12 protein-coding genes are annotated in these 15,720 nt (G+C 60.5%); 7 read left to right on the top strand and 5 right to left on the bottom strand.

Going from position 1 to position 15,720, the window contains the following annotated elements; all coding sequences use genetic code 11:
- The first annotated feature begins 16 nt into the window (after positions 1–16).
- Positions 17–925, top strand: coding sequence for an MBL fold metallo-hydrolase (locus G6L97_RS02220; RefSeq protein ID WP_111783261.1), 909 nt, complete (start codon positions 17–19; stop codon positions 923–925).
- 122 nt (positions 926–1,047) lie between these two features.
- Here the strand turns inward: G6L97_RS02220 and G6L97_RS02215 are convergent, their stop codons facing one another.
- A complete protein-coding gene (locus G6L97_RS02215) occupies positions 1,048–1,968 on the bottom strand; it encodes a DUF1499 domain-containing protein (RefSeq protein ID WP_111783262.1) in 921 nt (306 codons plus the stop codon).
- Positions 1,969–2,475: 507 nt separating this feature from the next.
- On the opposite strand from G6L97_RS02215, the gene G6L97_RS02210 reads away from it, so the two are divergent.
- The 3 genes from G6L97_RS02210 (at position 2,476) to G6L97_RS02200 (ending at position 4,822) form a co-directional block, all read left to right on the top strand.
- Positions 2,476–3,840: a dicarboxylate/amino acid:cation symporter gene (locus G6L97_RS02210; protein WP_111783263.1), complete on the top strand. Its 1,365-nt coding sequence runs from the start codon at positions 2,476–2,478 to the stop codon at positions 3,838–3,840.
- Between the two features lie 162 nt (positions 3,841–4,002).
- A complete protein-coding gene (locus tag G6L97_RS02205) occupies positions 4,003–4,365 on the top strand; it encodes an MliC family protein (RefSeq protein ID WP_236762568.1) in 363 nt (120 codons plus the stop codon).
- A gap of 184 nt (positions 4,366–4,549) precedes the next feature.
- Positions 4,550–4,822 (top strand): hypothetical protein, encoded by a 273-nt coding sequence (locus tag G6L97_RS02200; RefSeq protein WP_111783265.1) that lies wholly within the window; start codon positions 4,550–4,552, stop codon positions 4,820–4,822.
- Here G6L97_RS02200 and ppdK read toward each other — a convergent pair.
- Entirely contained in the window at positions 4,800–7,526 is a 2,727-nt protein-coding gene (ppdK, locus tag G6L97_RS02195) for a pyruvate, phosphate dikinase (RefSeq protein ID WP_003511838.1), read from the bottom strand. The genes G6L97_RS02200 and ppdK overlap by 23 nt on opposite strands.
- A gap of 228 nt (positions 7,527–7,754) precedes the next feature.
- Here ppdK and G6L97_RS02190 point away from each other — a divergent pair, with 228 nt between their 5' ends.
- Complete coding sequence (locus G6L97_RS02190) at positions 7,755–8,732, top strand: VOC family protein (RefSeq protein WP_174002665.1); 978 nt, start codon at positions 7,755–7,757, stop codon at positions 8,730–8,732.
- Positions 8,733–9,003: 271 nt separating this feature from the next.
- Here the strand turns inward: G6L97_RS02190 and G6L97_RS02185 are convergent, their stop codons facing one another.
- The 3 genes from G6L97_RS02185 to G6L97_RS02175 form a co-directional block, all read right to left on the bottom strand.
- Complete coding sequence (locus G6L97_RS02185; protein WP_174002663.1) at positions 9,004–12,471, bottom strand: chromosome segregation SMC family protein; 3,468 nt, start codon at positions 12,469–12,471, stop codon at positions 9,004–9,006.
- Positions 12,472–12,555: 84 nt separating this feature from the next.
- Positions 12,556–13,236, bottom strand: coding sequence for a DsbA family protein (locus G6L97_RS02180; protein WP_003511833.1), 681 nt, complete (start codon positions 13,234–13,236; stop codon positions 12,556–12,558).
- A gap of 128 nt (positions 13,237–13,364) precedes the next feature.
- Positions 13,365–13,877 carry a DUF721 domain-containing protein gene (locus tag G6L97_RS02175; protein WP_003511832.1) on the bottom strand — a complete coding sequence of 171 codons (513 nt, stop codon included), beginning with the start codon at positions 13,875–13,877 and terminating at the stop codon, positions 13,365–13,367.
- Between the two features lie 97 nt (positions 13,878–13,974).
- Between G6L97_RS02175 and mutY the strand changes: the two genes are divergently transcribed.
- Together mutY and G6L97_RS02165 are read left to right on the top strand one after the other, a co-directional pair.
- Positions 13,975–15,078, top strand: a complete 1,104-nt coding sequence (gene mutY, locus G6L97_RS02170) for an A/G-specific adenine glycosylase (RefSeq protein ID WP_174002661.1) — start codon at positions 13,975–13,977, stop codon at positions 15,076–15,078.
- Positions 15,075–15,686: an HAD family hydrolase gene (locus G6L97_RS02165; protein ID WP_003511829.1), complete on the top strand. Its 612-nt coding sequence runs from the start codon at positions 15,075–15,077 to the stop codon at positions 15,684–15,686. The genes mutY and G6L97_RS02165 overlap by 4 nt, the downstream gene beginning before the upstream one ends.
- Positions 15,687–15,720 lie beyond the last annotated feature (34 nt).

The raw sequence follows: 15,720 nt of genomic DNA, 5'->3' as shown, positions 1-15,720 counted from the left end.
ATTTCAGGAGGTCTTGATGGCGGACCCGGCATTCGATCTCGATTTCAGGCCGGCCTATGGCGAGGCGGTTCCCGTTGCCCCGCTCATCCAGCGCATCACCGTCAACAATCCTTCCGCGTTTACCTTCCATGGCACCAACTCCTATATCGTCGGCGACCGGTCCGTTGCCGTCATCGATCCCGGCCCGGAGGATGAGGCGCATTTTCAGGCGCTGATGGCGGCGCTTGATGGCCGCGAGGTCACCCATATCTTCGTCAGCCACACACATCGCGATCACTCGCCGCTTGCGCAGCGGCTGCGGCAGGCGACCGGCGCTATCACAGTTGCGGAAGGCCCGCACCGCGCCGCCCGGCCACTGCATGTGGGTGAGACCAATCCCTTTGCCGAAAGTTCCGATACGGCTTTCGTGCCGGATGTGGCACTTGGCGACGGGCAGAGCCTTTCCGGCGACGGCTGGGCGCTGACGGCACTGCACACGCCGGGGCACACCGCCAACCACGCCGCTTTCGCACTGGAAGGCAGCGGCATCGTCTTTTCCGCCGATCACGTCATGGCCTGGGCCACCACCATCGTCGCACCGCCTGATGGGTCGATGAGCGATTACATGGCCTCGCTGGAGCGCCTGCTCGCCCGCGACGACCGGCTGTTCCTGCCCGGCCATGGCGGCCCGGTCAACGATCCCGCAGCCTTCATGCGCGGGCTTCGCGCCCACCGCCGCATGCGGGAACGGGCGGTTCTGAAGCGCATCCGGGAAGGCGACCGGCGGATCGCCGATATGGTGAAGGTGATCTATGCCAGCACCGACAAACGCCTGCACGGGGCTGCGGCACTTTCTGTACTCGCGCATATCGAAGACCTGATCGAAAAGGGCGAGGTGCGGACCGAGGGTGCGCCTTCGTTGCTGGGGGAATATTTTTCGGCGTGAGGCAGGCGTCTGGGCGCAACGCTCATATCGGCGTCATCATATCCGGTTCAAAAATTCAACCACCGTCGCATTTCCCCGTCGTTCCGGCATTGAGCCGGAATGACGAAGAAGGAAACTAAGCCTCAATTGTCGTTCAGGCCTTGCATTTCCGCATCCAGCGCATCGAGATAGGCTTCTGCGATTGCTGCTCCCATGCCAAGATCGTGCGGGCCGTAACGGGAGGCAACGCGCACATCGACGATCGTGGTTTCCGCCTCCTCTTTCAGGCGGATGAGGATGTCGAAACGCAGGCCCCAGATGCGCGTGCGCTTTTCGCCCTGCATCAGAACCACGCCGCTGCCGTTAAAGAAGGTGGGCTGCGGTGCCTCGACCGGCCGTGCCATGGGAACCGGCACGATGGAGGGCAGGTCCTCTACCGGCGCTTCCTCGGTGGGCTGCGACTTGTCCTGTTCGGGAACGCCGACGGAGGGCGGCTCCACCGTGCCGATGACGCCTTTGGTATGGGTGATGCGGATGCTCTGGGCGGCGGCCATTTTTTTGGCGGCGGTGTAGATGCGGTCTATCGCACCTTCATAACGGCGTCCGGCAAGGCTCGCATAGGCCACCGCCTGCGCGTCCCGGTCCGCTTTTGCAACAGTGGCCGGTCTTGCCAGCCATTGCTGATTGGCAACGGGCGGCACCAGCCATCCCGGCGCATCGGCAAGATCGGTGGAGATGTCGTATATCTTTGGCTGCTGCCAGTACAGAAATGCGCCGTAACCGACGACGCCGAGCGGCAGCGCCGACAACAGCAGCGCGGCAAGCGCAGAAAGGCCGCCGCGCGCACCCGTGGTCCACAGCCGTTCAAGACCAACCAACGCCAGAAGCATCGCCACCAAAGCGATTCCAGCGGCTATCATCAGCAGGCCGACGAGATCGGGCGTCGTCAACGGTCCGAAACGGTGGATGCCGGCGGCGACAAGAAAAAGCGCCAGCGCCGCCATACCGAGATAGCGGGAAAGATAGGCTGCAACTGAAAAAGGCCGGACAAAACGCACAGTCATGGAAGCGGATATCCGTTAGATCGCATTGGCGTAAAAGCGTTGCACCCGAAATCTGGCAAGGGAATCACCTGCATATGATGTCATAGACCGGATTTGCGGTTAGGAAAACAAGGACGCGTCTGATCTGCGGGTAAAGTGCGTAAACCCGCCTTTGTCGCGCCGGACTTGATCCGGCATCCAGCCACGGCGCGTCTGCATGCTGAAAGAAGCCTCCCGCGATCAAGGACTTGATCGCAATGGACCCCGGATCTGGTCCGGGGTGACGGAGTGGGAACGCAACGGCCTCAGCCTACATCGTTTTGAGCGCGTGAAAGGCTGCGCCCACGATAGAGCGGAATATTTTTCCGCATTATCTCCCCTTAAGAGAATAATGCATCGGCAGTGCAACAAATACGCAAGCTCATCCCTTATTTGCTGAGGAAATCGGCGTATTCTTCGTCCCTTCCTTCGAGAATGCGTGTAAAAAGTGCATTATCCTCGTTTTCTTGCATAAAAAAGAGACAAGCCATGTCACAGGCAACGACGCCAGCCCGCTCATCCGGGTCAAAACCCTTTTATCGCAACTTCGGCTTTCAGGTTCTGATCGCCATGGTCATCGGCCTGCTGCTCGGGCTCGTTGCGCGCAATATCGGTCCTGATGCCGCCGGCAGCCCGAACTGGCTTTCCGTGACGTTGCAGACCATCGGCAGCATTTTCGTGCAGCTGTTGCGCGCGCTGGTGCCGCCGCTGATTTTCACGGCCATCGTCGCCTCCATCGCCAATCTCAAGAACCTCTCCAATGCGGCAAAGCTCGTCTGGCAGACGCTTCTGTGGTTCGCCATCACGGCGCTGATCGCCGTGGTCATCGGCATCGTCCTTGGCCTCGTCATTCAGCCGGGCGTGAACACCGCGATTGCCAATACGGCAGCGGCAGCCCCCTCCTCCACCGGTTCCTGGCTCGACTTCCTGAAGGGTCTCGTGCCGGCCAACGTGTTCGGCCTCGAGGCCTCGACCAAGGTCAATAACGGTTCCGCTAGCACCTTGCTGAACTTCAACGTGTTGCAGCTGCTCGTGGTGTCGATTGCCTTTGGTGTCGCGGCGCTGAAAGCGGGCAAGGCGGCGGAGCCGTTCCTTGCCTTCAACCAGTCGCTGCTTGCCATCGTGCGCAAGATCCTGTGGTGGGTCATCCGCCTCACGCCCATTGGCACCATCGGCCTGCTCGGTCGCGCCGTTGACCAATATGGCTGGACGACGCTTTCGCAGCTTGGCTGGTACGCGGCGGCCGTTTATATCGGTCTGGCGCTGGTTCTCTTCGTGGTCTATCCGGCGCTGCTTCTCGCCCATGGCCTGAAGCCATCGCGCTTCTTTGCGGGCGCATGGCCGGCAATCCAACTCGCCTTCGTGTCGCGCTCTTCTATCGGCACCCTGCCCGTCACCGAAACCGTGACGGAAAAAAGCCTCGGCGTGCCACGCGAATATGCCGCCTTCGCCGTGCCGCTCGGCGCCACCACCAAGATGGACGGCTGCGCCGCCATCTATCCGGCGATTTCAGCGATCTTCATCGCCCAGTTCTTCCAGGTGCCGCTCGGCATTCAGGACTATGTGCTGATCGTGTTCGTCTCGGTGCTTGGCTCGGCCGCAACGGCGGGCCTGACGGGTGCCGTGGTGATGCTGACGCTGACGCTCTCCACGCTCGGTCTCCCGCTCGAAGGTGTTGGCCTGCTGCTCGCCATCGACCCGATCCTCGACATGGGCCGCACGGCCGTCAACGTCGCCGGTCAGGCGCTGGTGCCCACCATCGTCGCCAAACGTGAAGGCATTCTGGACGAGGCAGTCTACAACAACGCCAAGGACATCGAGGCACTCGATGACCGCGACGCGGTTCCTGCCTGAACAAAGAACCACTGAAAGTGGTGCCGCCGGGGTGGTACCTTCATATCTCCATAATGGGCGTCGCTATCACTTTAGCGACGCCCACATTGACAATAATCCCAAAAATATTGAAGTATAAATTTGCGAATCATCAATTTTAACTGCAATTATCATAATATAATTATGGAAAACAAAATTGCACCGAGAAAAAATATGAAAAAATTGTCTATAATTCTCCTGAGTATTTTCTCCTTCATTGCATTCCCTAATTTGACCGCAGCAGCGGGAACAACTGTTGATTCCGTATCCTATTCGTGCGCCAACAACGAAGTCCTACGTGTAGTTTACGTCAACGGCGTCGATGGAAAAAGCTTCGCGATCCTCCAACAAATGGAAGAAATGATCCCTATGGCGGAAACAATATCGGCGTCCGGAGCGGTCTATAACGCAATAGACCCGAACTATAGCTACACTTTGCGCACGAAAGGCAACAACGCCTCGCTTGAAGATAGCAGGGGCACGATACTGGACGGCTACTCAGAGTAATAATGCAAAACAAGAACGGGTGGCGGCCGCGGCCATCCCTGGCGTGAAAAGAAGATTGCGGCATCAGGCAATAATGGACGATGCAACTTTCCAGTCTTCACCCGCTTTTCCCGATCATGAATCAGGCGTATTAATCGCGGCAATAAAAGTGCCGCCCGGCTGTCATGTTCTTGGGAGAAACAAAATGCGCGTTTCCATCGTCTTAGGTTCGCTCACCGCTCTACTGGCGCTCACCGCCTGCCAGACGCTGACGCCGGAAGAGCGCCGGGCGCGGGATGAGGCGACATGCCGGGGTTATGGTTTCCGCCCCGGCACCGACCCCATGGCGGGTTGCCTTCTCGATCTGGAAATGGATCGTCGCGCCGACAACCGCGCCTGGCAGGCGCAGATGAACCGCGACATGTTCTATCGGCCGGTGGTGGTGGAGCGGCGGATCATCGTCCAACCAAACCCCTGACCGGAATGAAGGCGACATTGCTGGCGGTTTCACCCTGCCTTGCCCTTGCGGCAAGCGTCGCCTGCGCGGCGGCAAGACGCGCGATGGGCACGCGGAAGGGCGAGCAGGACACGTAGTCGAGATCCGCATCCTCGCAGAAATGGATCGAGGCCGGGTCGCCGCCATGTTCGCCGCAGATGCCGAGTTTCAGCTCCGGCCGCGTCTGGCGGCCGCGCTCGGCGGCAATGCGGATCAGTTCTCCCACACCGTCGAAATCGAGCGAGATGAACGGATCGCGTTCAATAATGCCCTTGCGCTGATAGGTATTGATGAAACGTGCCGCGTCGTCACGGGAAATGCCGAAGGTCGTCTGCGTCAGATCGTTGGTGCCGAAGGAGAAGAACTCCGCAGCTTCCGCAATCACATGCGCGCGCAGCGCCGCACGCGGCAATTCGATCATGGTGCCGGTCAGATATTCGAGCGTCATGCCGGTCTCTTCCGCCACCTCGGCGGCCACAGTGTCGATGACAGCCTTGACGTAATCGAGTTCGGACCGGAGGCCGACCAGCGGCACCATGATCTCAGGCACGACAGGCGCACCGGTGATGCGCGCCGCCGCAACCGCAGCCTCAAAAATGGCGCGCGCCTGCATTTCGGCAATTTCGGGATAGGAAATGGCAAGCCGGCAACCGCGATGGCCGAGCATGGGGTTGAATTCGTGCAGCGCATCCAGCCGCTGGCGGAATACGGTCTGCGGCATGCCCATGGCGGCGGCGACCTCTACGATCTCGCCATCGCTCTTCGGCAGGAATTCGTGCAGCGGCGGATCAAGCAGGCGGATCGTCACCGGCAGGCCGTGCATGATCTGGAAAAGCTCGGTGAAATCCGAACGCTGCATCGGCAAAAGCCGGTCAAGCGCTGCCCGCCTGCCCTTTTCGCTTTCGGCGAGAATCATCTCGCGCATCACATGAATGCGGTCGCCTTCGAAGAACATATGCTCGGTGCGGCAAAGACCTATACCTTCTGCACCGAAAGCACGGGCGGCGCGGGCATCGGCCGGTGTATCGGCGTTGGTGCGCACTGTCATACGGCGCAGATTATCGGCCCATTGCATCAGCTTGCCGAAGTCGCCTGACAGTTCAGGCTGCGTCATCGGCACTTCACCTTTCATCACCCGGCCGGAAGAGCCGTCGATGGTGATGACATCGCCGCGTTTCAGCATGCAACCAACGCCGATCAGCACCTTGTTGCGCATATCGACGCGCATCGAACCCGCGCCGGTAACGCAGGGAATGCCCATGCCGCGCGCCACCACGGCGGCGTGGCTGGTCATACCGCCGCGCGTCGTCAGAATGCCTTCGGCGGCATGCATGCCGTGAATATCTTCCGGACTGGTTTCGATGCGGACCAGAATGACGCTTCGGCCTTCGGCTTCCGCAGCGACCGCTTCTTCCGAGGTAAAGACGATCTCGCCGGTTGCCGCACCCGGGGAGGCAGGCAGGCCGGAGCCGATGATGGGCCGGGAAATACCGGGATCGATGGTAGGGTGCAGCAATTGGTCGAGCGATGACGGCTCGATGCGGCAGACGGCTTCTTCCTGCGAAATCAGCCCATCCTCGACCATATCGACGGCGATCTTCATGGCGGCGCGTGTGGTGCGCTTGCCGGAACGGGTCTGGAGCATCCAGAGCTTGCCGCGCTCGATGGTAAATTCCAGATCCTGCATGTCGCGATAGTGGGTCTCCAGCCGCTTGCAGATCACCATGAACTCGGCGAAAGCCTCCGGCATCAGCTTTTCCATGGAGGGTTTGTCGGAACCCGACGCCAGCCTCGCAGCCTCGGTGATGGATTGCGGCGTGCGGATGCCCGCAACCACGTCTTCACCCTGGGCATTGACGAGGAACTCACCGTAAAGCTCCGCCTCTCCGGTGGAGGGATTGCGGGTGAAGGCAACGCCGGTTGCCGATGACGAGCCGAGATTGCCAAAGACCATGGCCTGGACGTTGACCGCCGTGCCCCAATCGCCGGGAATATTGTGCAGGTGTCGATAGGTCACGGCGCGATGGTTCGTCCAGCTGGCGAAGACTGCACCGATCGCGCCCCAGAGCTGAACATGGCAATCCTGCGGGAAAGCCTCTCCCAACTCGTCCTCGATCAGTTGCTTGTAAAGCGCAACGACATGCTGCCACTCGACCGCCGACATATCGGTATCGTATTCATGGCCGAGCCGGCCCTTCTCATCTTCGAGAATTTCCTCGAACAGCTCATGGTCGAGACCCATGACGACATCGGCATACATCTGGATGAATCGGCGATAACTGTCCCAGGCGAAACGGGCGTCGCCCGCATCGTGGCCCAGCGCCTGCACCGTGCGGTCGTTGAGGCCGAGATTGAGCACCGTGTCCATCATGCCCGGCATGGAGGCACGCGCGCCTGATCGGACCGACAACAGCAGCGGCGTCTGGCTGCCGCCGAATGTCTTGCCGGTCACGGCTTCCATGCCGTGAAGGCCGGCCATGACCTGCAGCTTCAGCTCTTCGGGGAGATCGCGGCCGTTCTTGTGATAAAGGGCGCAAGCATCGGTTATGATGGTGAGGCCGGGGGGAACGGGAAGGCCGAGACTTGCCATTTCGGCAAGGTTTGCACCCTTGCCGCCCAATATAGCAACGTCACCTGCCCGGCCTTCGGCAGCACCGTTGCCGAAGGTATAAACCCACTTTTTCATTCCACGCTCTCCACCCAGAAGCGTTGTCATTTTTCTATCATCTACAGCATTGGCAGCATGTTGGAAACGCCACAACGTCCAGTTTACATCGCAGTGCAGCATAATTGCGGCGAATTGCGCGCCAGAATTGCCGCAAAAGCAAAATAACAGCGTTACTGACGCATTCGTGTAGTGCGCAGAAACGGAGTGTTCCCTAAGCCATCCACATCGCCCAAAAAGAGATTATTCATGCAATTTACTCGCCGCCACACGTTGAAATTTGCCGGAATTTCTTGCGCCGCCACCGCCCTTGCCGGTGCTCTTAGAGCAGAAGGCGACCCAACCGCAGCAAGTGCAGGCACCGCCCTTCCCTTTGCGCTGACCACGCCGATGCATGTCAGTCAGGCGGCGCTTCGCGTGCGCGATCTCGATCCGATGATCGATTATTTCCGTTCCGTGCTCGGGTTGAATGAGGTTGCGCGCAACGCACGGGGCGTGACGCTCGGCGCCGGCACCGTTCCCCTGCTTGATCTCGTTCACAAGCCAACGGCGGATTATGAAAGCCCCACCTCAGCCGGCCTGTTCCACATCGCCTACCTGATGCCCACCCGCAAGGATCTGGCGCGGTGGCTGGTACATGCGGCGTTAAGGCAGGTGCCGCTCACGGGCTTTGCCGACCATAATGTCAGTGAAGCGGTCTATCTCAACGATCCCGAAGGCAACGGCATCGAGGTTTACAGCGACCGGCCGAAGGACACATGGGTCTGGAGCGGCAGCGTGGTTAAGATGGGGACCGAACCGCTCGACGTCGATGATCTCGTAACGCTGACCGACACCAAAAAGAGCGATTACGAGGCCGCACCTTCCGGCATGCGCATCGGGCATATTCACCTGCGGGTCGGCGAGATTGCCACCGCACGCGCCTTTTACGAGGAAGCTGTTGGTCTCAAACCGACGCAGGATGCCCGTTCGGATGCCTCCTTCCTGTCATCGGGCGGATATCACCACCATCTGGCCGTCAACACATGGAACAGCCGGGGCGCGAAAGAGCGCAACGCCACTGAAACCGGCCTCGACTGGTTCTCTCTTGCCATCAAAAATCCCACGGACCTTGAAGCGCAGAAAACGCGGCTGCGGGCGGCCGGTTATGTGCTGGTGGAGATGGAAAACAAGGTTGTGGAAGCGATTGATCCGTGGGGCACGCGGCTGCGGTTGGTGCCGGTATAAGAGGGCGGCAAGTCGGCTGGTTTCCTGTGACTGGTTGAGGAACGACGGACGCTAGGCACAAGACCAAAAAAAAGCCTTGCGAGGCCACGGCAGCGACCTCGCAAGGCTTTCCATCCGGTACAGGAAACCGGATGGGGGGTCTGGAAAGAGCCCAAATTCCTTTCAAAAAGACATAGCAAAATGCCGCGCATTGTCGCCCACCCGAATGGGTGATGCGGCCAGATAAATTCGCGATGGAAAAGGCTTAAGGGGTAGACCCGGAACGGGAAACTCAGACGGCTTCGCGCAGTTGCTCGGCAGTCTGCAAATCCACGGAAACCAGTTGCGACACGCCCTGTTCGGCCATGGTGACGCCGAAGAGGCGGTTCATGCGCGCCATGGTGATGGGATTGTGGGTGATGATGACGAAACGCGTTTCGGTGGAGGCAACCATTTCGTCCATCAGGTTGCAGTAACGCTCGACATTATGGTCGTCGAGCGGCGCGTCCACCTCGTCCAGCACGCAGATCGGTGCGGGATTGGTGAGGAAGACCGCAAAGATCAGCGCCATGGCCGTCAGCGCCTGTTCACCGCCGGAAAGCAGCGTCATGGTCTGTGGCTTCTTGCCAGGAGGACGGGCGAGAATTTCCAGGCCGGCTTCCAGCGGATCGTCGGATTCGATCAGCTGCAATTCCGCCGTGCCGCCACCAAACAGATGGGTGAAAAGCCGCTGGAACTGCGAATTGACCACATCGAAGGCCGCAATCAACCGTTCACGGCCTTCGCGGTTGAGGTTCTGGATACCGGCGCGCAGCTTGCGCACCGCGTCGATGATATCGTCGCGTTCCTTGATGAGGGCCGCGAGCTTGGCGGACAGCTCCGCCTGCTCTTCCTCGGCACGCAGGTTGACGGCGCCCAGCCTCTCACGCTCGATCTTCAGCCGGTCGAGATCGCGCTCGACATCGCGAATATCTGGCTTCGGCTGGTCGGGACCAAGGCCGGTCAGGCGCAACGCCATATGCGGCTCGGTATTCAGCGTTTCGCGGATGCGATGTTCGGTTTCCTGCCGCTTCTCGCGGGCGGAAACAAGCCGCTCTTCGGCGCGGCCGCGCTTTTCACGGGCTTCTGCCAGTTCGGAAAGGGCGGTGGTTGCAACGCGGTCGGCGGCGCGTTGCAGGTTTTCCGCCTCCGCCAGCCGGTCCGCGGCCAAGCGGCGGGCGTCTTCGGTTTTCTGAAGCTCGGTCAGGAGGTTGCGGCGTTTCTCGTCAAACTCTTCCGGCGCAATGTCCAGTTCGGCGATTTCCTCGCGCGCCTCTTCCTCACGCTCGCGCAGGGTGGCGATGTGATCGGCGGCACTGGCGGCCCGCGATGCCCACGTGGAGCGCTCCTGCGCGATTGCCTGAAGCCGGCGCTGGCGGCTTTCCGCCTCGCGGCTCACCCCCTCGTGGCGGGCGCGCGCTTCTGCCAGCAGGCCACGGTCTGTGGCGACTTCCAGCTGGCTTTCACGCAGGCGCAGATCAAGGGCGGAAAGATCCGGTGCATCTTCCATTTCGATGCGGGCGTTTTCTTCCTGAACGACGATCTCGTCGATCTGCGCGCCGATCTGGTTCAGCGCTTCCGAAACGATATCCCGGCGGCGCAGAAGATCGCCCGAGGCGCGTTCGGCTGATGTCAGCGCCTCGCGTGCCTCGGCAAGATGACGCGTCACCAGCCGGCTTCTGTCGCGCACTTCCGAAAGCCGCAACTCGGCGCTTTTGATGTCGTCGGTCCTGATGGAGAGCTGTTCTTCGGCCTCCTCCAGACTGAAACGGGCCTCTTCCAGTTCCGTCTCGATTTCGGCAAGCCGGTTCTTTTGTGCCAGACGAAGGGCGGCGGCTCCCGGCGCATCAGCGCTGGCGATGTGGCCATCCCAGCGAAACAGCGCGCCCTCGCGCGTCACCAGCCGCTGACCGGCCTTCAGCGACGGCATCAGGCGCAAGGCTTCCGCAGTGTCGGCTGCAACGCCGATCTGGGCGAGACCGCGCCTTAATGCGTCCGGCGCCTGCGCATAGTTCAAAAGCGGCTTGACGCCCTGCGGCAAAGCAGGATCGCCCGCACCATCGCCATTGCCGGCCCAATAGGCGGGAGCAGCGGGATCAAGGGCACTTTCGAGGTCGTCGCCAAGGGCTGCACCAATCGCTGCCTCAAAACCACGTTCCACCGTCATTTCTTCCGCCACCGGCGTGAAGCTGCCATTGGCGGCAGCACTGGCCGCCAGGATTTTGGTGATGGTGCGCGCTTCCGTATCCAGAGCGTTCAGCCGGTTTCTCGCCGTTTCCAGCGGGCCGCGCGCCAGCGCTTCGGCGGAACGCGCCTCGGCAACGGCGGCTTCGGCTTCCTCCGCCACGATCAGAGCGTCTTCCACCGCGATCTCGGCTGCCTCGACCGCCTCGCGGCGCTCCGAAGGATCGGGAAGGCCGGAGAGTTTTTCATCGACGGCATCGATCTCGGAGGATGCCTCCTGCGACTGGCGTTCCAGCCGGAGTTTACGATCGGAAAGCTCGCGGATCGCCCGTTCCAGCTGCTGGCGCCCGGCGGCGGCCTCGGCGCGCTCGGCGGTGATGGCAGTGAAAACGGTTTCGCTTTCAGTCAGTTTAGCGGCAGCTGCCTCAAAGGCTTCGCGCATCTCTTCGGCATGACGACCGGAATCGGCGAGAATTTCGAGAAGGTCTGCCTCTTCCTCATCGAGCCGCGCAAGAATCTGGGCGTTATCAGAGACAAGCCGTTCTTCGCGAACGATGTCTTCGCCAAGCTGCGACAAACGGCGCGCCAGCTCATCACGGCGGCGCAGCAGGCGGTTAGCCTCGTCATCCAGCTGGGTGCGGGCAATCTGTAGACGTTGCAGGGCGGCAGCGACACGCGCTTCATCCTCGCGCAGTTCCGGCAGCTTCAGGCTGGCAATGCCCTGCTGTTTGGCCGCCTCCATCTGCGCCTGCGCCTTTTCGGCAACGATGTTCGTGGCCTGATTAAGCGCGCTTTCCGCTTCGCCTTCGGCTTCCTTGGCTTCTACCCAGCGGATATGCAGCAAGGTCGCCTCGCGGGCGCGGATATCCGCCGACAGCATCTTGAAACGGTTGGCCTGCCGCGCCTGGCGTTTCAGGCTTTCGATCTGGCTTTCAAGCTGGGCGGTCACATCCTCCAGCCGCTCCAGATTGGTTTCGGCAGCGCGCAGGCGAAGCTCCGCTTCATGGCGACGGGAATGCAGGCCGGAAATGCCGGCCGCCTCTTCCAGAAGCTGGCGGCGGGCCTGCGGCTTGGCATTGATGAGTTCGCCGATACGCCCCTGCCCCACCATCGAGGGCGAACGCGCGCCGGTGGAGGCATCGGCAAACAGAAGCTGCACATCCTTGGCGCGCGCTTCCTTGCCGTTGATGCGATAAACCGAGCCGTTTTCGCGCTCGATGCGGCGCGTCACCTGAATTTCATCGGCATCGTTGAAGGCGGCGGGCGCGGTGCGATCGGAATTGTCGAGATAAAGGCCGACCTCCGCGGTGTTGCGGGCCGGGCGATTGCCGGAACCAGAGAAGATGACGTCATCCATGCCGGATGCGCGCATGTTCTTGTAGGAGTTTTCGCCCATCACCCAGCGAAGCGCTTCGACCAGATTGGACTTGCCGCAACCATTGGGACCGACGACACCGGTCAGACCCGGCTCGATGATGAATTCCGAGGGTTCAACGAAGGATTTGAAACCGACGACGCGGAGCTTGTTGAACTTCATGCCGCTCCGCTCCGCCTGAAATAACGGCAATAAAAAACGGGCGAACGGAAATATCCGCCGCCCGTTGCTTTAAGGGTTCGGCGATCAGAGCAGCTTGTCGATGACAGCCGACATGGTTTCAACCGACATGTCTCCCGCGTATTTCTTGCCGTTGATGATGAAAGTCGGCGTGGAGTTGACGCCGAATTCCGTCGCACCGCGTTGCATCGTTGCGTTCACATCATCCAGAAGCTTCTGGTTCGTCAAGCAGGCCTCGAAAGACTCCTGTGAGAAACCGGCCATTTTCGACAATTGAAGCAGGGCCGCACGGGCATCCTGGGCTGTTGCCCAGCTCTGCTGCTGCTTGAACAGCATGGAAACGAACGGGAAATACTGTCCTTCCGGTGCGCAGCGCGCCAGCATGAAGGCAGCGGCGGCACGCGGATCGAACGGGAATTCGCGGATGACGAAATAGGCCTTGCCGGTATCGATGTATTTCTTCTTGATCTCGTCAAAGGTCTTGTTGTGGAAATTGGCGCAATGCGGGCAGGTCATCGACATATATTCGACGATCTTGACGGGAGCGTTCGCATCGCCGAGCGCCGCTTCCGGCAGCGGACCGGGCTTCAACACCGCAGCCATATCCACGTCACCGGTGGATTCAGGCAATTCCTGCGCCTGGGCAACGCCCGGCGTGAAGGCAAACGGCAGGGCCGTGGCAAGGGCAGCAAGTGCAACGCCGCCGAGAAGGCTGCGACGGGAAATGGTCAGTTCGGAAAAATGCATGAAAGCACCTGTTGGTAATAGACTCTATTGTCTGTTGATTCCGATATAGCGACGGCCTGTTCATCACAAGCGGGGTTTTGAACTCTTCTTGTCAAAGAATTGTGACCAGTCAAGGACCGTGCGCGACATCAAATCGTCCCGCCCCGCGGCTTCTTCTTCTGCATCACCGCCGTGCCGAGCCTTTCCACTGCCTTGCGCAGCGCTTCGCTCTCGATGCCGTCCATCATATCGTCGAGACGTTTTGCCGCATCACCGCGCAGCGGCGGCGGCTTTCGCCGGCGGGGAACGGGCTGCGATACCGGCTTCTGCACGATCCTGATCTGGCGTACCGCCGGAAAGCCAAAAAAGCCGTTGATGCGGGCGATGAGCTCGCCCTGTGCGTGGGTGAGGAACAGAGCGCGCGCGCCTTCGCAGGCAATCGTCAGCACGCCCGGCTGGTAACCGCCGCGATCCGGCCCCTCGTCGCGACGCGGCCAGGTAATCTTTTCCGGCCGCGTGCAATCGGCAAAGTCATCGCCGGCTATCTCGTCCCACGAGCCGAGCAGCGCCGTGTTGATGCCCGCCCGTTTAGACAGGAGGGGATCCATGATGCCATTGGCTATTTCGGCAATCTGGATGACGCCTTTGCGTGGATATCGCATTTTTCACTCGGGTTTCAGGACCGGACAGTCCGGAGCTTCTTGATAGGTCGGTATGAATGGCCCAACTATAGGCCGAATCGAAGAGAAACGGCAAACCATGCTTCAAAAAACCGCCCCGTCATCGCACGCGCAGATGCTGCTCGCATGGTACGACCGCCACCATCGCGAGTTGCCTTGGCGCACCTCGCCGGCCATGGCGGCACAAGGAAAACGTGCCGATCCCTATCATGTCTGGCTTTCCGAAGTGATGTTGCAGCAGACGACGGTGCAGGCGGTTAAACCCTATTTCCTGAAGTTCCTCGCAACGTGGCCTCATGTCAGCGATCTGGCGGCGGCACCGGTTGAGGATGTGATGGCTGCATGGGCGGGACTTGGTTATTACGCCCGCGCCCGCAACCTGAAAAAATGTGCGGAAGCTGTGGCGAAAGAGCATGGCGGCGTCTTTCCCGATACCGAAGAGGGCCTGAAGAAGCTGCCCGGCATCGGCGACTATACATCTGCTGCCGTGGCGGCCATTGCGTTCAACCGGCAGGCGGCGGTGATGGACGGTAATGTGGAGCGCGTCATCTCCCGCCTTTTCGCCATAGATGCACCCCTGCCCAGCTCGAAACCCGCCATGAAGGCGAAGGTGGCGGAGCTTACGCCTCCCGACCGGCCGGGCGATTTTGCGCAGGCGATGATGGATCTCGGTGCGACGATCTGCACGCCGAAGCGCCCTGCCTGCGCGCTCTGTCCGTTCAATGGCGGCTGTCTGGCGCTTGCCCATGACGAGCCGGAGCGGTTTCCGGTCAAGGCCGCGAAAAAGGCAAAACCGGTGCGGCTGGGAGCCGCCTTCGTGGCGGTGAATGCAAGCGGCGAAATTCTGCTGCGGCGGCGCATAGAAAGCGGCCTTCTCGGTGGCATGACGGAGGTGCCGACAACGGCATGGACCGCCCGCGTGGATGGCGGCACCGACACGAGCCACGCGCCTTTTGCCGCGTCTTGGCAAGCGGCGGGCGTCATTGTGCATGTCTTCACCCATTTCGAGCTGCGGCTCACCGTCTATCGGGCACAGGTGCCGGATGGGCTTGAAACTGGCGCGGATGACGGATGGTGGGAGCCGGTTACAAATCTTGACGCGCAAGCCTTGCCGACGGTGATGAAAAAAGTCATCGCACAGGCTATTCCATCCGCATTCGATGAAAGCAGGAAGTTTCGATGACCAAGATTGAGCATATCGTATTCGACATCGGCAAGGTACTGATCCACTACGATCCGCATATTCCCTATAGCCGCCTCATTCCCGATGCCGACGAGCGCAAATGGTTCTTCGAGAATGTCTGCACCCATGACTGGAACCTCGAACAGGATCGCGGACGCGGCTGGGAAGACGCCGAGGCGCTGCTGATGGAACAGTTTCCCGAGCGGGAAGAGCATATCCGCGCCTTCCGCAAGTTCTGGCATGAGATGGTCTCGCATTCCTATGACGACAGCGTCGCGATCATGACCGGCCTGATCGACAACGGTCACGACGTGACGATGCTGACCAACTTCGCCTCAGATACCTTCCGCGAAGCGCAGAAGATGTTCCCCTTCCTCACCCTGCCGCGCGGCGTGACGGTTTCTGGCGATGTGAAGCTGCTGAAACCGGATGTGGCGATCTACGAGCTGCACGCGAAGGAATTTGGCCTCGACCCTGCCGCAAGCATCTTCATTGACGATACGCTTGTTAATGTCGAAGGCGCCAAGGCCGCCGGCTGGCAGGCGGTGCATTTTACCGGGGCGGAAAAGCTGAAGCAGGATCTGCAATCCTACGGCGTGGATGTCTGACAGACCATCAGATCCAAAAAGAAAATTGGCGCAG

The sequence above is a fragment of the Agrobacterium tumefaciens genome, from assembly GCF_013318015.2.
GTDB lineage: Bacteria > Pseudomonadota > Alphaproteobacteria > Rhizobiales > Rhizobiaceae > Agrobacterium > Agrobacterium tumefaciens.
Note: the sequence above shows the minus strand (reverse complement) of the source record. Positions and strands in the feature narration are given on the sequence as shown.